Genomic DNA, 18,070 nt, shown 5'->3' with positions numbered 1-18,070 from the left:
AAGGGGTTTGGTGGGAATCATGGTTAAAAAAGCTAAAGTAATTTCAATTGCAGCTGTTTCAGGGGGCGGTAAAACTACCATTACAGAAAGTTTAGCTCATGAGTTGAAAAACTCAAAGGCTCTATATTTTGATAGTTATAAATTTGATAACTGTCCTGTTGATATTTGTAAATGGATTGATGATGGAGCTAATTACGATGAATGGGTACTTACACCGCTAATGAATGATATTCAGCGTTTTATACAAGATAGTAGTTTAGATTATATTATTGTAGATTATCCTTTTGCATACTTAAATAGAGAAGTGGGACAATTCATTGATGTAACTATATTTATCGATACACCTTTAGATATTGCGATGGCTAGAAGAATTTTGAGAGATTTTAAAGAAGATACAATGAGTGAAATACATAATAATTTGAAACATTACATGACACATGCGAGAAAAGCTTATTTAGAGGCAATTCATACTGTTAAGCCGAATTCAGATATCGTATTGGATGGATCTTTTTCTGTAAGTGAAATAATGGATCATATTGTAGAAGAGCTTACTAAAAAAGAAGTGATTCTAAATGGTTAAATGTATAGAGGAATATGTACAAGTGAATGACTTTAAAATATATACGAAAATATTCCAAGGAGACAAGCAGCAACCTGTTATTGTAATGGAAGCAGGTTATGGTGATTATTCAAAGGCATGGGACCTTATTGCTGATGGGCTGACGGAATATGGAACGGTACTTACATATGATAGAGCTGGGTTAGGAAAAAGTGATAATAGTCATAAGCGACGTATTAGTTCTGAAATGGTAAAAGAATTAAGAGATTGCTTAAAGCAATTACAACTTAAGCCACCCTATATTTTTGTAGGACATTCTTTTGGGGGTATAAATGTACGTTTATTTACGGCTTTTTATCCTGAAGATACAATGGGATTAGTTTTAGTCGATTCGACACCAGAAAATTATAAAGAAGATTTTTTGCCAATAATGTCTTCTGAATTTCAAGAAGCTTACTACAAACAATTTGTATATGAAGGTTCATATGAAGAGTTTATGTTTAGTCTAGGTGAAGCAGATCGACATTGTAAGTCAATGAGAGATATTCCACTTGTCGTGTTAGCTGCTGGAAAAAAAGCTTTTTATTCAGCAGATGCACAACTGAAATGGTTGCAATTGCAAGAAGAATTATTACAATTATCAACCAATAATAAATTTATAATTGCAGAAAATAGTGGTCACTATATTCAAAAAGATGAACCACATTATGTAATAGATGCTGTTAAGTGGATCCTTGGGGTAGGGGAGAGATAAATGTGTACACTTTATTTCAATATAATTGGCAAGTAAGAGATGATTGGTTTAAGTGGTGTGAACAGCTTACAGAGGAGGAATTGCTTCGCAAACGTGTTGGAGGTGTTGGGAGTATTTTAGAAACACTTTTCCATATTGTAGATGTTGAGTATAGCTGGATTAGTGCGCTTCAAGAAAAAGAGGATAACGAACCACAGTTTAAAGATTATCAATCAATCAAAAAAGTGAAAGCATTATCTGATTTATATAGACGAGAATTAGATAACTTTTTGCGGTTATGGTCTGGCGACTTCGAATCAAAAATATTGAAAGCTTCATGGACAGATAAAACATATAAATACGGTGAAGTTTTAAGGCATGTAATTGTACATGAAATTCATCATATAGGTCAGCTATCAATATGGGCAAGAGAGTTAAATCTTCAGCCCGTTTCAGCGAATTTAATTGGAAGGGGATTATAGATTTAGAAACCGACTTGCTACATGCAAGTCGGCTTTTTATATAAAAGAGAACTTTTAGTTAAAATCCTCTGATTTTTTCTGACGTATATGTAAAAACATTAAAATGGTAATGATGAAAAAGATCATCATCGTTTGTATGATTAAATTTTTAAACTGTAGCAATATTGCCCAAGATGTAAGAGCATCTTTAAAAGCTTGGAGTGCAGAGTACGAGGAAGGTTCAAAACCGTACTGAAGTAATTTTTTTGTTTCAATAAAAGTAGTGTTTTCTTCATCGGATTCTAATATTACTGAAATAAGCCTAGTATCTCCTAGTTTTGCAGTACCGACAAAACTATTATTACCATTAGTTGAAAAACTAGTTTGCAAGCCATCAACACCTTGGAGTTTAATGTTTTCATTAAGGGAATAAATCATTTTATTTGTGTTGAAAACTTGAAAATCTTTGAAGGTAAATTGGTAAGAGGTTAGTTTCGTAATATTCAGTACATAAGGGAAATTCTTTACTAATTGTGTTGCTAGTTTAGCGGCGTCTTTCGCTGTTGTATTCGATTGCTTATTTGTATCTTGATTAACTCCAGTAGAGTTTAGAAAAGGAGATGGCTGTGATAAATGTAGTTGTTTTGCTTTTTCATTCATTAACGTTGTAAAGTTATCTTCATTGCCACCAATGTGTTCTGCTAGTGCGAGTGCAGAACGATTATTTCCTGTTAAAAGCAATGCATGAAGTAAATCACGAACCGTCGTTTTATCCTTTGTTGTTACTTGTATAGAAGTTGTTTCCGCTTGGAATACTTCGTTACTTATTTTTACGGATTCATCTAACTGTATTCTGCCGTCATTCAGTTGTTCCAACACGATATACTCTGTCATTAATTTAGACAAAGTAGCTGATTGAATAGGGGTTTCTTCATTTTTTTTATAAATAACTTCACCTGAATTAGCATCTATTAAAATAGCTGATTTAGCTTGAATAATTGGACCATTAACATAAAGATAAAAATATAAAACGATAAGTGCAGTAATAATAAAAGATAATAATAAAATTGTAAATTTTTTAAAGAATTGCATAAGCGATCCTCCTACTATGACATCAATAATAATATTGTAAAAAGGAATGCTTAATTAGGAAGAAAGAAAAGGTAAAGAATTTCTAAAGAATTATAAAAGATTATTAAATTTTGGATATTGATGGAAAATAAAAGGTTCAATTTCTTTTCATATTAGAAATTGAACCTAAAATTATGGTGTATTAACTCTTATATGGTAGTAGTTTTACAGTGAAAGTTGTTTTCTTGTCATCACTATATACTTCAATCGTTCCTTTATGCAGTTCGACAATACTTTTTGCAATTGCTAGTCCGAGTCCTGATCCACCAGTGTTTGTTGAACGTGATTTTTCAACACGATAAAAACGTTCAAAAATATGAGGCAAATCTGTACTAGGAATAGGTTGGCCGTAATTTGTTATATCAATTGTAATCATATTATTGCTTTCATAAGCGGTAAGGTCAATATAGCCACCTTCGTTTCCATAAGCGATAGCGTTTATAATAAGATTTTCAAATACGCGCACTAATTTATCTCCATCAGCTAATACCATGAGTTTTTGAGAGGGGAAAGAAGGGCGGCATTCAATATTAGCTTCTTGAACTTGTATTCGGAATTGAACAGTTAATTGTCCAAGTAGCTCTACAATATCAATGGGAGCAGAATATAAACTTAACTCTTTATTTTGAACACGGGTATATTCAAACAGGTCATTCATTAATGCGTTTAAACGTGTTACTTTACCATAAATGACTTGTATGTAATGACGTAATTCCACTTCATCTCTATAATTATCATGATGGATTAAATTCACGTATCCAACTATAGATGTTAGGGGAGTACGTAAATCATGTGATACATTTGTAATCAGTTCACTTTTTGCTTGTTCTGCCTGCCTTTCTTCGTCAATTGACTCTTTTAATTGTTCAACAATTTGATTGACCCCAGTTGCTAACTCTTCTAAATAATTATGATTTACGATGGAAACTTTATGATTGAAGTTTCCATTTGCAATATAACGAATCTCTTCTATCATTTTTTTAATACAAGTTTCATAGTAAAGCTTTCTCTCGTGACGATAAAAAATGTATAGATAGGATGAAAAAATAGAAAATAAAAATAAATAAGAAACAATCATCATCCATAAAGATTCCTTAATCCCTTTATACTTTTCATAACCAAAAATCCGAATGAATTCTTTACCGAGTTCGGTTAGAGTAAGTGAACTCTCAATTACACTCGTAATGAGGCGATATATAATTAATTCAGTAATAGGTGTAAGAGTGATAGCTAATAAAAACCAAAAAATTATCTTCCATTTTGGGATATCTTTTAAAATATCAAATGCTTCATTTCTCAATTTTATAGCCTACTCCCCAAACAGTATGAATAAATTTTTCTCCATTCATTACTGTTTCAAGTTTATCCCGTAAATTACTAATATGAACCATTACAGTTTTATTTGAACCATAACCATCTTCATTCCAAACACGTTCAAATATTTCTTCGGAACTAAATACTCTTCCTGTATTGCTCGCTAGTAAATATAAAATATCAAATTCAATAGATGTAAGCTTAATATATTCATTATTTACTTTAACAGTATGATTATGCTTATGGATTTCAACTGTTCGAATACGAATGATACCATCGTCTTTCTTTTGAGTAGCAGTGTTTTGGAAAGAGGATCTTCTCAGCAAAGCTTTCACTCTAGCGACCAATTCTAGTGGATTAAACGGTTTAATCATATAATCATCTGCACCTGTCATAAGCCCTAATATTTTGTCCATATCTTCAGCCTTTGCACTCAGCATAAGGATAGGTACAGTATTATTTTCACGCACTTCCTGACAAACTTCTAATCCATTTCGCTTTGGCATCATAATATCCAAAATCATAAGGTCAACTTCATATGCAGATATCATTTGTATTGCTTCATCACCGTCATAAGCTTTAAAAATGTTATATCCTTCATTTCGCAAATAAACAGCGAGTAACTCTACAATATCTTTATCATCATCAATAATTAATATGCTTTTATTCATTATTTAGTTAGTTCCTTTCCTTACAATTAATCAACATTACTATAATAACAAACATTTATGTACTTTGTAGCAATGATTTTACATAAAATTTCATGTAACGTATTAAAAAGGAATTAAACCATTCATAACGAATTAAAATAGAAGAGTTATTTGAATTTCCTATTATATTGAAGGAGCGTAATAAGGAGGAGATTAACGTGTTATATAATGAAATATGTTCATTTACTCCAACTGGGAAAATAGAACATGATATAAAAGAGTTTCTATTAAAATACAATAAAGAATTTACATATAAACATTCAATTCGTGTGGCAAATGAAGCGCGAAGAATAGCGATAATGTTTCATGAAAATGAAGAAAAAGCAGAAATTGCAGGGTATTTACATGATATAAGTGCAATCTTTCCTAACGAGGAACGGATTAAAGTTGCTGAAGCATTTGGAATCGAAATATTACAAGAAGAACGGAAATTTCCAATGATTATTCATCAAAAACTATCGAGAGTAATCGCAAAAGAGATATTTAAAGTGGAAGATGAAGAGATTTTAGGTGCAATTTGTTGCCATACTACACTGCGTAAACATGCAACGAATTTGGATTTAGTGTTATTTGTTGCAGATAAAATAGAATGGGATCAAATTGGGACACCATCATACTTAGTAGGCATAAAAAATGGATTAGAAAAATCTTTAGAACATGCTGCTTTTGTATATATTTCATATTTGTGGGAAAGAAAAGATACATTAAAAGTCATACATCCGTGGCTAGAAGAAGCATATTGGCATTTAAAAGAAATTGTAGAGTAGAAAGGGTATAAAAATGCAGTTTAAAGAATATATGAATCAAACATTTCCAGGAGTTACGTTAGTACCGTACATATACTTTCAGTGGGAAACTCATCTACATTTTGATTTTGGAAAAGATAAATACCAAAATGTAGAAGGAACCGACGATTTAAACATGGAATACTTCTCTCAACTATATACATGTAATAAATACTTATTTGAAGATATATTTTCAAAAAAAGATACCGTCTTTTTAGTCACAAATGTTTATCGATTTAAACAGGAAAATATAAAAAATCCGCAGAAAATAAATGTATATAATAGATTTATTAAAAAGAGGGATTTAAAGTTTCATATAAGACAAGAAACATTACCTTTTCTATTTGAAGATGAAGAAGCCGACTTATATTGTACATCTCAATTTTCTTTAAAATGTCTTGCGGAAGATATTAAATATGAACCGCTTATTGAAGCTGCTAATCATGAAGATTTCCCAGACCTACGTCCACGCCTAGGACGAAAAAAAGAAATTTCATATCCAGATGTATTTTTTATAAATGTAACAAAGGATATTATCATGTTTATTTATGATGATAGAGGATGTGAAGTAATCGCGAAGAATAAAGAAATGATACGGGATTTATATGAGAAGTACAAAGAGTGGATTCCAGATTATGAACGAGAGAGTATAGATGATTTGTTTAAATGATAATAGGGGAAGTGAAGTGTGTAATGAAACGTATTGCAATTGTATCTGCATGGGAACCAGAGCTTACGTATTTGCATCAACATTATCCAAGTGAACGTGTTGAAAAAAGAGCAGCTTGGGAATTCTATTTTCATACTATTAACGAATTGGAAGTTATTTCAGTTATTACTGGTGTTGGTAAAGTAAGTTGTGCTAGTTGTGTACAATTGTTAATTAGTGAGTTTCAACCAGATGAGTTATTTATGACAGGGATATGCGGAAGTCTATCAAATAAGGTGAAAAATGGCCATATTGTAGTGGCACTTAACACAATCCAGCACGATGTTACTGCTGCTGGCTCAGGGGAAGATGTTTTTAATTTATACGACGGTAGAACAGCACCTATTGAAACAACAAGATCACTAGTAAGAAGAATAAAGAAAATAAGGTCTTTTGATCCTGTTCATTTCGGTACGTTCTTATCTGGAGATCAGCGTGTTCGTAGTTCAGAAATGAGATATTTACTGCATACTGTATACGGTGCTTTAGCGGTTGATCAAGAAGTGGCAGCGTTCGCTTATGTGTGCCATATAAATAAAAAACCTTTTTTATGTTTAAAAGCCGCTTCGGATCAAGCGAATGATAAAACGAAAGAAGAACAAAAAATTTTTAAAATGTTAGCATGTGAACGAGCATGTGAGCATTTAATTACTTTTTTACGTGTTTATGAGATTACTGTAGTAAATAATAGATAGTTAGAGGGTTTTAATATTGGAAACTACAAATAAAATAGCAATTCTTGGTGCGAATGGTAAAGCTGGAAAATTCATCGTAAATCATGCGTTAGAAAAGGGATATCAAGCAAAAATATTAACGAGAACTTCTAAAAATATGCCGATAACTAATGAAAATATAGAGACTATCATTGGGGATGCCCGTGATTTTTCTACAATACAAGAATTACTTAAAGGTTGTAGGGCTGTAATTAATGCGGTGGGACAACCGAAAAATGAACCTTATATTTTTAGCACAGTTACGAAGCATATTTTAAAAGTAATGAAAGAATATGAAATAAAACGTTATATTCTTATTTCTGGAGGCTCCTTAAATGTAGAAGGAGATAAGAAGGGAATTGTAAATAAAATAGGGGCTAATTTGTTTCAATTATTTCTTCCAAAGATGATGAGGGATAAATATAAAGAATTGGAAATTATACAAAGTAGTGATGTAGATTGGACAATTGTTAGATTACCATTTGTTATAGAGGGAAATGACATTGAAAATATAAAAGAGAGTTTAGTAGATATGCCAGGAATGAAAATTCAAAATGGAGATATTGCACCGTTTGTTTTAAAACAAATAAATAGTAAGACATATGTAGGGAAATGTCCATTTATTCCAAATTAAGAGGTGAAATAACATTGATTACGTATTATGGAGAGCTTTGTACAAAAATATATGAAAGTGATAAACCAATTGCTGTTGGAAAAGAATTAGATTTCTATCTTTCGTTTGCAAAAGACAAAAACATGGCAGTGTTAGAACCGATGTGTGGAAATGGTAGAATGTTAATTCCTTTTATGCAAAATGGTGTGAATATAGAAGGATTTGATATTTCGAAAGATATGCTTAAAGTTTGTAAAGATAAAGCAGAAAAATTAAACTTAAAACCGGTTGTGTCACAAGTAAGAATAGAAGAATACCATAGTGATAAAAAATACGATCTTATAATGATTCCTATTGGATCATTCTCTCTTTTACCAAATAATTTAGTGGATATTAGTCTTCAAAATATGAAAAATGGCTTAAAAGAAAATGGAAAATTACTTCTTACTATTGTACAAGGTGGAAGTGAAACAGAACAAATTCTAGATTGGATAGAGACAAATAGAAAAGAAATTAACAATGAATTAATTTTTGAGTATAGAAAAGTGTCATATGATGAGGCACAAAAACTTTTAAATATTAAACTAAAATATGAAGTTATTCATGATGAGAAAATAGCAGAAACTGAGATTATGGATTTTCCTATAAGACTATATGATTTAAAAGAATTTGAAAATATACTTATTGCTAATGGATTTAGTCAAATTGTTGTTCATGAAATAAAGGATGGATATGGTGAAGGGAATTCATTTCATGTGTTTGAATGTAGTATATAACAAGTCATAGCAGAGGAGTATACTTATATGATTCAATACAAAAAATGTAGTGAACTAAGTATAGATTTAGTGTATGAAGCTTTTAAGGATGGATTTTCAGATTACATTATTAAAATGGAAGTTTCAAAAGAAGATTTTATAAAAAGGTTTTTTGGGCCAGAAGGCAATTCGTTAGAACACTCCTTTCTTGCTTTAGATGGTGATAAATCTGTTGGTGTAATACTTGGTGGTATAAAAGTTTATGAAAGTATAAAAACAATGCGCTGCGGAACGTTAGCTATCCATCCTAATTATCGCGGTGTTGGTATTAGTCAAAAGCTGTTTGAACTGCATAAAGAAGAGGCGATTCAAAATGGGTGTAAACAACTTTCTCTTGAAGTCATTGTGGGCAACGACCGAGCGATTCATTTTTATAACAAATTAGGCTATGAAAAAGTGTACGATCTTTCTTATTATAATTTAAATGATTTGACTAAAATAATGAATAAAGATTGTAAGGGTATTGGAGTAAAACAATTAGAGTTTCCAACTTTTAAAGTTGAAATTCAGAAATGGTTAAACTTCCATATAAATTGGCAAAATGATATTGATTATATTGAAAAAACAAATAATACATTTTATGGGGCATATATCAATAATAGATTAAAAGGCTCTGTATGTGTAAATGAACAAGGTAAAATTAGTTTTATTTTTGTAGACAAAGATTATAGAAATAGTAGTATTGGGACAAAATTATTACAAGTAGCAATTAAAGAACTGAAGTTAACCAGTTTAACAATTGGATTTCCTAATAATAGTTTACTTGAAGGTTTTTTAAAGAAATGTGGATTTGAGAAGAATTCTTTATCCCAGTATGAAATGTATTTGTTACTATAAAAGCAGAAGGGATTATTCTTTTCGCTTTTTATTTTTGTATTATGAGTGTAAAATGTTTCTCACCTATTATCTGTAAACAATCTGTGAATAATCTCCCTACATACTATATGTGGAGGTCTTTTTATTAGAAGGTAATTTATAAAGTGACATTAAAATAAAGAAATATTACATATTGAATTGAAAACGAGGAAGAAGGTTAGAAATTATAAAACTGTTCCAGAAAGCAGAAAATAGTAATATAAAAAAATATTTTTTTCAAAATAAAAAGGCAGTTGTTTCCGCAACCACCTTTCAGTAAAACAAAACACTTTTTCAGAAATAAATTATGGATGATTCTAAAAAAATCTATAGGATATAATCCCATTTTTATAATCCAAGTGACGAGCTTAATTTATAAAAAAGGAATGACTATATTATATGGAAATTTGTTTATAATGGTTACAAAGAAAAGAGCAGCTAGCAAAAGTTAACTGCTTCATTCAAGGAACATGATTAAGAAATGGGATGCTTGCAGTATGAATTGAATATTAAGATGTATCCAGAGGAGAGGGATTATATAAATTAAATTATGATAGTCGATATTCTCCAAATTGACCAGAAAAAAATAAACATTCTAATGAAATTCCAAGTGTTCTTTTCTTAGGTTTTTGAAAATCTTTTATTAGATAACCCACAGCACTAATTGCTATAAGTATGAAAAGAATGAGTTCTAATGTTTCTGGCATTATATCTACTCCTAATTACATATTCAATTTATTATATAAACACTAAAGGTTTTTTTGAATTTTAAACCTTTTAAGTTATCTTTTTAAATATCACTTTCAGGATGAAATTTTACTTTGTATAATATTCTTATATTATGTAGAATAGATAATACAGGAGGGAATTAAATGCATAATGAATTAAAGTTTAAGATTATTGAATTACAATCTTTCATACAAAAGACTTATTCTGATATTAAAACAGCATGTGATATTGCTATTTATCAAGAAAACACTTCGAAATATTTAATTTCATTAGGATTTTTAAATAAATCATATATGACCTATATAGAAGCAAAAAGATTTTATCGTGAAAATGAAGAACTTGTAAGTGTAGAATTTGATAATTTCTTTGATGCATATGATAAATTAGAACACGAATTAAAGCAAGTTATTTCAAGAGAAGATAAGAATCCTTCATTGCTACATAGCAGCCTTGATCAATTTCAACAGAAAATTGAAAATATAAATGACCTAATAAAAGTATTGGAAAATGCTCGTTAATGAATAATTTTTTCTTTGTTATATAAAAATAATACATTATAAATATTTTAGAGATAATACGTATTACGAATTTATTGTAAGAAGGTGACTTTTGTTAATTACAGAAGTCACCTTCTTACAATGAAATTTAAATCTTTATATTTAAAATATTTTGTTATGTTCTTCTCTTTTATACGACTTCATTTATTAATACAAATTAAAAGTAGAAAGATTAGAAAATTGAAACAGGATAGGGTTTATTTGGTACGAAAATCTATAATGAGATATTTTGTTGAGAGTGAGGTAATACTCCTATGACAATTCTGATAGTTGATTGAGCACACTTTCTAAAAATCGCTCTACCTTTTCTTTTGATGTATCCGGTGTATGATAACCAATCGTAAATGTAAGTCTTCCATTATAAGAGCTTGCTACCATTGTAAAGAATGGTCTATACATAATAGGTGATGTCATATACCCGTCTTCAGCTTGAACTTTACCAAACTTAATAGGTTTATCTGCTATTGATCTGAAATTTGTAAGTAATGGCAACGCTATTTCCATTTGTAAAGCCTGTTCGTATTGCTGTTTATACATTTCCTTAACCTTAGATAGTTTTATATTTGCCAGTAACTCCATTCCTGCGATGCGAGGTTCTGCATACATAGTGAAATGCGATAAGGATCGGAAGTATGCAGGGTAGCCTGTTGTGCTTTTGTCCATTGGATTAGGCGTAGAGTTTGCTCATGGCTTAACCGCCGTATGGACATTTTTGGGTAAGTGGATAGTATTACATTCATTAGAAATAGATTTCTCTGAATTTAGTGCGGAGGACAGTCGAAGTTTCCAATTTTCAATTATTATTTTGCATACAGCAACTTATTTGTTTATAAGAGTTCATGGGCAACCTTGCAAGACAACTAATCAAAAAATTAAAAAGATGAAAATGAAATTTTATTTATGGTTTTGTTCTATGATTGCAAGTATAGTATATATATTTGAATCACTCTTTAATCATATGAATGGAGTACAAGCAATTTATTTTATTTTTGTTTTAATGATTGCTTTAGAAAGAACCGTGACACATTACAAGAAATTTATGGATTTTTTAGAATCTGAAAGTTTGTATGAAAAACATCTTTAGAGAAACAAGTCTTTTGAACTACAAAAGTCATACATACTAAGTATTAGACGCGTATTAATTAATTCAATCACTAGTGTAACAATATGTATATTTCAAAAACCACGAAGGCTTGTAAGTCTTCGTGGTTTTTGAAAACTTAAGTTCTTAATATATATAGTGTAGTTGTTATGGGGGCATTTGGCTTCCGCAACATTTTTCTCTTGGATGATCATGCTACTCTGTATAAAGAAATATATTACATATAAAACACGTTACTATTCTCATTAAAATGAAAGAATAGTAACGTGTTTTTCACTTCAAGAATAGTTTGAATCCTAATGTTGATGGATGTTTCACCTTATATGACAACATGAGATTTTCGGTATTTACCAGGTGTTTCGTTGGTGAATTTTTTAAAAATTTTAGTGAAGTAGCTTTGATCAGTAAAATTGAGTGAAGCACAGATGTCAGATAAGGAATAGGTTGTGAAAGTTAATAATTTTTTTGCTTCTTCGATTCGTTCACGTTGAATATATTCACTTAATGAAATGCCAACTTCTTTTTTAAATAATATAGATAAATAATCCGAATTCACGTTTGAAAATGTAGCAAGTTGTTTAACAGATATTGGATTGTAAATATTTTTGAAAATATAGTTTTTGCAAATAGCAATAGTCTGTGAATGCTGCTGTGTTTTTTGTGCCTTTACACGGTCTGCAAAAGTACAGAAAACATTTTTTAATAAATGCCAAACAGATTCTTTGTCTTTTAAATTTTCTGTTCTTTGGATGTGTAGATCATAAATCTTGTAAGCAATCCCGGATGGAAGCCCTCCTTTTATCGCATATCTAGTAGCGAGTGTAATGGATGAAATACAAATGTTTTTATGTCGTCTTAATTGATGGAATGAAGATAAGGATGAAAGAGTCTCTTGTTGAAATACATAATAATATTTGAGTACTGTTTCTTTATCCCCGTTTTCTATAGCCCCAAGTAGTTGTTGCTCTAAATACAAATTATTACAGATAGATTCATTTTTTTGCATTGAAATATATACATCATCGTTTAAGATACTGCTAGGACTTACATGAAATGAGTCACTGTTATTTGAAAAGGTACTTACATCTGAAATTTTTTTATAAAGAATGTTATGGAACAAAATCGCCATATTTACAAAGAAATATTGATCTTTGAGTGACAATGAAAAGTAATAGTCTCTTGTTTTTTTATAATTCGGCATAAAATTAAAGCTGCTATCCGTTTCGTTTTTAGAAAAGCTTACATCTGTTACAGGTCCAATAATAACAGTGCCGTTCACCATATAATCGCTCTTTATGTGAATTAAAATGAAGTGCCCTAGATGTTGGTGAGTCCTGAAGATGGGAGAATTATATGAATCATTTTTCTGATAAAGCATATGTAACTGTTCTATCTTTGATGTATACAACAAAAGTGAATCATTTTTTGATGTAAAAGCTAAAAGAATATTTTTGTTGCAATCTAAAAAACAAACTGGAACTTCAAAAGATTGGAAAAACATATTGCAAATGTACTCTATCTCAACTAGACTGAGCTTTTTAGTCATATTCTTCCTCCTTACAGTTGTGCGTAATAGTTGAATAAACACATATTCCTTTTTTCATAAGTAGAAACGGAAAAACTTTATCAATAAAAAATATAAATAAAAATTATAAACTTCTAAGAATAATACCATAATTTAACATGAATAGCACATATTATTTGAATATACAGGTAGTTGTTTTGAGGAGTAGCATAAAATATGAATCATCACACTTATTTGCTAGTTACTGCTAACATGTATCAAAAAATGTTTAAGATTGGATTCAAATTGAGATAAGAGGGGGAGATTAACGAATTGACGCTAAGTAATTAGTAAAAATTAGCGATGAAAGCTACTATGCAACAATTGTAATGATTTTTGAAGTAGAGACATAAGTGAAATGTAGGAGAGAAGATTACATATATCATACGGGGAGACAACGTAATAGTAGAAATAAGAACAGTGAATAAGTGATTGTAAACAATGGGGTATTGAGACAACTATGTTTTATGTTATTCGTTCAAGGCTAATACTTTGTACACTATTGTATCTTTAGATGGTAATAGTAAAAAATAGATTTTTAAAATGATAGAAGTAGTAAAGGGGATAATAGAGAAATGAAAAAAATATTAAGTGTGCTTCTAGTTGTTTTCTTAACGTTTTCAGCGTGGTCTAGTGTATTAGTAAAGGCAGCTTCACCAACCAAAGGTTCTTTAACGATTCATAAGTACGAACAAGAAAAAGATGGAACAACAGGAGTAGAAGGTGATGGCTCCGCAAATCAAGAGGTTCCAACAAATGCGAAACCGTTAAAAGGTGTAACGTTTGAAGTAAAAAGGGTTGTGTCGTTTGAAAAAATTTCAAATGATGGGAAAATCGTGAAAGAAGATGTGAAACCTGTAACGGGGGCAACTCCATCTAAAGTAGTAACTGATGATAACGGACAAGCTGTATTAAAAGATCTTCCGCTAGGACGTTATGAAGTGAAAGAGGTGGCAGGTCCTCCACATGTTAACCTAAATCCAAATACGTATACAGTAGATATTCCATTAACGAATAAAGAGGGTAAGGTGTTAAACTATGATGTTCATATGTATCCAAAAAATGAGATTAAACGCGGTGCAGTTGATTTAATAAAAACTGGTGCAAACGATAAAGGATTAGCGGGTGCAGCATTCTCTGTATTTAAAAAAGATGGCACAGAAGTGAAAAAAGAGTTAGTAACGGATGCTAATGGTCATATTCGTGTGCAAGGATTAGAGTATGGAGAATACTATTTCCAAGAAACAAAAGCTCCGAAAGGCTATGTAATAGATCCAACTAAACGCGAGTTTTTTATTAAGAACTCCGGAACAATTAATGAAGATGGAACAATTACTTCTGGTACAGTAGTTAAAGTAGAAGTGAAAAACTATGAAGAACCAACTATTGATAAAAAGATTAACGGAAATTTGGAAGCGTTACCAATAAATCCGTTAACTAATTACAATTATGATATTAAAACATTAATTCCAGAAGACATTAAAGAATACAAAAAATATGTGGTAACAGATACTTTGGACAATCGTTTAGTGATTCAAGGAAAGCCAATCGTGAAGATTGATGGAGCGGAAGTAAATGCAAGCATTGTAGATGTAGCTGTAGAAGGTCAAAAGGTAATAGCTACAGTAAAAGATTTTACAAAATTAGATGGTAAAAAAGAATTTCATTTACAAATTAAATCACAAGTAAAAGAAGGAGTACCATCTAGTTCGGAAATTTTAAATACAGCAAAAAATGATTTTACAAATAAAAATGATGTAATTGGAGAAAAAGAATCTAAACCAGTAGTTGTTGTTCCGACAACTGGAATGATTGAGTTAACAAAAATTGATGGTGATGATAAGAAGAAATTAAAAGGTGCAGAGTTTGTACTTAAAGATAAAAATGGGAAAATAGTTGTTGTAGCAGGAAAAGAAGTGATAGGTGTATCAGATGAAAATGGTGTTATTAAATGGTCTAACATTCCATACGGAGACTATCAAATTTTTGAAACGAAAGCACCAACATATACAAAAGAAGATGGTACAACAGCTTCTTATCAATTATTAAAAGACCCAATTAATGTAAAGATTGGCGAAAATAATCAATCGGTTAAATTAGCGATAGAAAATAATAAAAGTGGATGGATTCTTCCAGTGACAGGTGGGATAGGAACGACTCTTTTTACTGTACTAGGCCTTGCGTTAATGGTTACAGCAGCGTTTGTTTTCTTTAGAAAAAAGTTTGCTAATAAATAAAGTTTTAGGAACATGTAACCATGTGATGTGAAAAGGGGAGAAGCAAAATGCTTTCCTCTTTTCGATATTTTAGTATATACAGAGGTGGAAATATGAAACGAAATCTTGTTTTAGGAGGTATTTTTTTATTTGGATTAGGTATTTTTTTATATCCTACTATTAGTAATTGGTTGGCGACCCGTGCTCATTATTCTGAGATTAGTTCTTATGATAAGAAGATTAAAGCGCTACAAAAGAAAGAAATTGAACGTAGGGAAAAAGAAGCAGCCGAATATAATAAACAAGTTCAAACTTCTACGAAAACATTTGTAGATCCATTTGCTGAGGAAAATAGTAATCAACAAGCGTATGCCGATGCGTTAAATTTAGGCGATGTAATGGGGTATATTGAAATATCGAAAATTAAAATAAAACTGCCAATTTATCAAGGTACCTCTGAAGAAGTATTGAGTCGGGGGATAGGTCATTTAGATTATTCGTCACTCCCGGTAGGTGGAGAGAATACGCACACTATTTTAACCGGGCATCGTGGTTTACCATCAGCAAAGTTATTTTCAGATTTAGATAAGTTGAGTGAAGGAGATCTTTTTTATATTCACTCTTTAGACAAAATTCTTGCCTATAAAGTAGATCAAATTAAAGTAGTTTTACCACACGAAACGGAAGATTTGCAAATTGTGGAAAATAAAGATTTTACTACATTAATTACATGTACGCCTTATGGAGTAAATACAAATAGATTGCTCGTTCGAGGTGAGCGTGTAGAGTTCAATCAGAAAGAAAAACAAGAAATAAGTACAGAGGTATTTATGTTTAATAAGTGGACGGTAATAGTTCCAATCCTATTGTTATGTGCGTTTCTAGTCGTAATTTATAAGAAAAAAATAACTAGATAGATTGTATGTATCCCACAATAATGGGCAGTGGATCCATTAATTTAGGGATAAGTAAGGAAGGTATAGAAAGGATGAAGTAAATCCGCACTGATTAAAGTTCACTTTTTTTGACTGTAGAAAAAATACGGTAAAGGTGGGAACAAGGAAATTGAGGCTACGATTAAAGCTGGTAAGTATTCATTTAATGGTTTTGTTAATGATATGTGTAAGTTTTGTTATATATGTACCAAAAGAAGTTTATGGATCCACGGTAGACTTAGAAGGTTTAGGTGATATATCGCGTTATAATGCAGTTATCTTTGGTAACCATAAAGCAGTTGGTGGAGACGTTGAAGGTGCAATCGCAGTTCAAGGTGATATGGATGCATCAGGTTATACGATTGTAGGTGCAGCGGCAGGTACATCTAATATAGTTGGTGAAAAATGGAGTGATGAGGGATATCCGTCCTTGTTATTGTCTGGAAAATTTAAAAAATCAAGAGAGGAATCTTTTATCATTCAAAACGGAATAGTCGTTATGACAAAAGAGAGTGATCCAGATCGTACAATACAATCTTCTTATGATCGTATTGTTTATAAAGAAAAACAAGAAATTGATGCGAAATTCAATGAGTTCCGTAACATAGTAAACCAAGTCAATCAAGATGCAGGTCAATATAAAACGAATACCCCAATTCCAAATATGAGTTTTGGCATCGGAAAAGAGATAAATAATCCTAATATTTATGTTTCATCAGAATTGACAGGGAAAATAAATTTAGAAATAAGAGATGTATTTTTACCCAATGCTAAGGACAAAGATTTTATTGTTATGCATTCGGATGCAAGAGAGGTTACATTTAAAAATGGGTCTATTCTATATGACACAAATAAAATAGGAAGGGCTACGGATATAATTCCTACATCACAACCCTATTCTCCTGATTCACCGTTTACTGAGCTATATGGGAAAGTGATTTGGGTATTTCCTAATGCGAAAAAAATCACAGCAGAGGGGTATGGTGTTGTTGGAAGTGTATTTGCTCCAAATGCTGTATTAGAAACAAAAGGCGGTTCAATTAATGGACAAGCATTTGTCGGTGCAGTGCAACAAACTGGTGGATTCGAATTTCACAATTTCAAATTTAACTGGAAACATTGGAACAAGCCTAGTACTGGGAAAATAAAAATAAAAAAAGTAGATAGTAATAATGATGATAAAAAATTAGTGGGAGCAAAGTTTCATATAGAAGATTCAAACGGAAAAATAGTTGGAGAGCTAATAACAGATGAAAAAGGAGAAGCGATATCTAAAGATTTACCAATAGAAAACTATTGCCTAGTGGAAGTAGAAGCGCCTAAAGGTTACGAATTATTGAAAGATAAAGTAGCTGTAAAAATAGAAAAAGATAAAGTAATAGAAATGAAAATAGGAAATAAAAAATTGCCAGATCCAATAGGGAAAATAAAGCTTGAGAAAGTAGATACAAACGATAAAAATAAAAAGCTAGCAGGAGCAAAGTTTCATATAGAAGATTCAAACGGAAAAATAGTTGGAGAGCTAATAACAGATGAAAAAGGAGAAGCGATATCTAAAGATTTACCAAT

18 protein-coding genes and 2 pseudogenes are annotated in these 18,070 nt (G+C 30.9%); 14 read left to right on the top strand and 6 right to left on the bottom strand.

Going from position 1 to position 18,070, the window contains the following annotated elements; translation table 11 throughout:
• Window positions 1-19 precede the first annotated feature (19 nt).
• From ACFVQC_RS21395 to ACFVQC_RS21385, 3 genes are read left to right on the top strand one after another with little or no spacing between them, the layout of a single operon-like run.
• Entirely contained in the window at window positions 20-580 is a 561-nt protein-coding gene (locus tag ACFVQC_RS21395) for a nucleoside/nucleotide kinase family protein (RefSeq protein WP_377899204.1), read from the top strand.
• Window positions 573-1,313 carry an alpha/beta fold hydrolase gene (locus ACFVQC_RS21390; protein WP_264540846.1) on the top strand — a complete coding sequence of 247 codons (741 nt, stop codon included), beginning with the start codon at window positions 573-575 and terminating at the stop codon, window positions 1,311-1,313. The genes ACFVQC_RS21395 and ACFVQC_RS21390 overlap by 8 nt, the downstream gene beginning before the upstream one ends.
• A gap of 2 nt (window positions 1,314-1,315) precedes the next feature.
• Window positions 1,316-1,774 (top strand): DinB family protein, encoded by a 459-nt coding sequence (locus ACFVQC_RS21385; protein ID WP_377899203.1) that lies wholly within the window; start codon window positions 1,316-1,318, stop codon window positions 1,772-1,774.
• Between the two features lie 54 nt (window positions 1,775-1,828).
• On the opposite strand, the gene ACFVQC_RS21380 is transcribed toward ACFVQC_RS21385, so the two are convergent.
• From ACFVQC_RS21380 to ACFVQC_RS21370, 3 genes are all read right to left on the bottom strand, one after another.
• A complete protein-coding gene (locus tag ACFVQC_RS21380; RefSeq protein WP_377899202.1) occupies window positions 1,829-2,845 on the bottom strand; it encodes a D-alanyl-D-alanine carboxypeptidase family protein in 1,017 nt (338 codons plus the stop codon).
• A 181-nt stretch (window positions 2,846-3,026) separates the two neighbouring features.
• Window positions 3,027-4,184 (bottom strand): sensor histidine kinase, encoded by a 1,158-nt coding sequence (locus ACFVQC_RS21375; RefSeq protein ID WP_377899200.1) that lies wholly within the window; start codon window positions 4,182-4,184, stop codon window positions 3,027-3,029.
• Window positions 4,174-4,869: a response regulator transcription factor gene (locus tag ACFVQC_RS21370; RefSeq protein WP_002147787.1), complete on the bottom strand. Its 696-nt coding sequence runs from the start codon at window positions 4,867-4,869 to the stop codon at window positions 4,174-4,176. The genes ACFVQC_RS21375 and ACFVQC_RS21370 overlap by 11 nt, the downstream gene beginning before the upstream one ends.
• A 197-nt stretch (window positions 4,870-5,066) precedes the next feature.
• On the opposite strand from ACFVQC_RS21370, the gene yqeK reads away from it, so the two are divergent.
• Genes yqeK through ACFVQC_RS21340 form a run of 6 tightly spaced genes read left to right on the top strand, consistent with a single transcriptional unit; the run spans window position 5,067 to window position 9,380 of the window.
• Window positions 5,067-5,675, top strand: a complete 609-nt coding sequence (yqeK, locus tag ACFVQC_RS21365) for a bis(5'-nucleosyl)-tetraphosphatase (symmetrical) YqeK (RefSeq protein WP_219918570.1) — start codon at window positions 5,067-5,069, stop codon at window positions 5,673-5,675.
• Window positions 5,676-5,688: 13 nt separating this feature from the next.
• Window positions 5,689-6,363, top strand: a complete 675-nt coding sequence (locus ACFVQC_RS21360) for a DUF3885 domain-containing protein (protein ID WP_377899198.1) — start codon at window positions 5,689-5,691, stop codon at window positions 6,361-6,363.
• Entirely contained in the window at window positions 6,360-7,097 is a 738-nt protein-coding gene (mtnN, locus tag ACFVQC_RS21355) for a 5'-methylthioadenosine/S-adenosylhomocysteine nucleosidase (RefSeq protein ID WP_002147784.1), read from the top strand. The genes ACFVQC_RS21360 and mtnN overlap by 4 nt, the downstream gene beginning before the upstream one ends.
• A 16-nt stretch (window positions 7,098-7,113) precedes the next feature.
• Entirely contained in the window at window positions 7,114-7,749 is a 636-nt protein-coding gene (locus tag ACFVQC_RS21350; RefSeq protein ID WP_377899197.1) for an SDR family oxidoreductase, read from the top strand.
• Between the two features lie 14 nt (window positions 7,750-7,763).
• Complete coding sequence (locus tag ACFVQC_RS21345; protein WP_377899196.1) at window positions 7,764-8,504, top strand: class I SAM-dependent methyltransferase; 741 nt, start codon at window positions 7,764-7,766, stop codon at window positions 8,502-8,504.
• A 27-nt stretch (window positions 8,505-8,531) separates the two neighbouring features.
• Window positions 8,532-9,380, top strand: coding sequence for a GNAT family N-acetyltransferase (locus tag ACFVQC_RS21340; RefSeq protein ID WP_377896327.1), 849 nt, complete (start codon window positions 8,532-8,534; stop codon window positions 9,378-9,380).
• A gap of 566 nt (window positions 9,381-9,946) precedes the next feature.
• Here the strand turns inward: ACFVQC_RS21340 and ACFVQC_RS21335 are convergent.
• Entirely contained in the window at window positions 9,947-10,105 is a 159-nt protein-coding gene (locus tag ACFVQC_RS21335; protein WP_002065550.1) for a hypothetical protein, read from the bottom strand.
• 165 nt (window positions 10,106-10,270) lie between these two features.
• Between ACFVQC_RS21335 and ACFVQC_RS21330 the strand changes: the two genes are divergently transcribed.
• The gene (locus ACFVQC_RS21330; RefSeq protein ID WP_377899195.1) at window positions 10,271-10,645 is read left to right on the top strand and encodes a hypothetical protein; all 375 of its coding nucleotides are present in this window, start codon (window positions 10,271-10,273) and stop codon (window positions 10,643-10,645) included.
• A 291-nt stretch (window positions 10,646-10,936) separates the two neighbouring features.
• Here the strand turns inward: ACFVQC_RS21330 and ACFVQC_RS21325 are convergent.
• Window positions 10,937-11,400, bottom strand: a pseudogene (locus tag ACFVQC_RS21325) (condensation domain-containing protein); the annotation flags it as partial.
• Between the two features lie 5 nt (window positions 11,401-11,405).
• Here ACFVQC_RS21325 and ACFVQC_RS21320 point away from each other — a divergent pair.
• A pseudogene (locus ACFVQC_RS21320) lies at window positions 11,406-11,768 on the top strand (hypothetical protein); the annotation flags it as partial.
• A gap of 337 nt (window positions 11,769-12,105) precedes the next feature.
• Here ACFVQC_RS21320 and ACFVQC_RS21315 read toward each other — a convergent pair.
• Window positions 12,106-13,332 (bottom strand): AraC family transcriptional regulator, encoded by a 1,227-nt coding sequence (locus ACFVQC_RS21315; protein WP_377899194.1) that lies wholly within the window; start codon window positions 13,330-13,332, stop codon window positions 12,106-12,108.
• 593 nt (window positions 13,333-13,925) lie between these two features.
• Between ACFVQC_RS21315 and ACFVQC_RS21310 the strand changes: the two genes are divergently transcribed.
• From ACFVQC_RS21310 to ACFVQC_RS21300, 3 genes are all read left to right on the top strand, one after another.
• Window positions 13,926-15,587 carry a SpaA isopeptide-forming pilin-related protein gene (locus tag ACFVQC_RS21310; RefSeq protein ID WP_377899193.1) on the top strand — a complete coding sequence of 554 codons (1,662 nt, stop codon included), beginning with the start codon at window positions 13,926-13,928 and terminating at the stop codon, window positions 15,585-15,587.
• Window positions 15,588-15,679: 92 nt separating this feature from the next.
• Window positions 15,680-16,483 carry a class C sortase gene (locus ACFVQC_RS21305; RefSeq protein WP_377899192.1) on the top strand — a complete coding sequence of 268 codons (804 nt, stop codon included), beginning with the start codon at window positions 15,680-15,682 and terminating at the stop codon, window positions 16,481-16,483.
• Window positions 16,484-16,631: 148 nt separating this feature from the next.
• Window positions 16,632-18,070, top strand: a 1,439-nt coding sequence (locus ACFVQC_RS21300) for a collagen-binding domain-containing protein (protein ID WP_377899191.1), incomplete at its 3' end; no start/stop codon positions are given.

This window comes from Bacillus sp. NPDC057893 (assembly GCF_042796455.1).
Taxonomy (GTDB): Bacteria; Bacillota; Bacilli; order Bacillales; family Bacillaceae_G; genus Bacillus_A.
The sequence above is the reverse complement of the archived record's forward strand: the minus strand, read 5'-3'. Positions and strand labels throughout refer to the sequence as shown.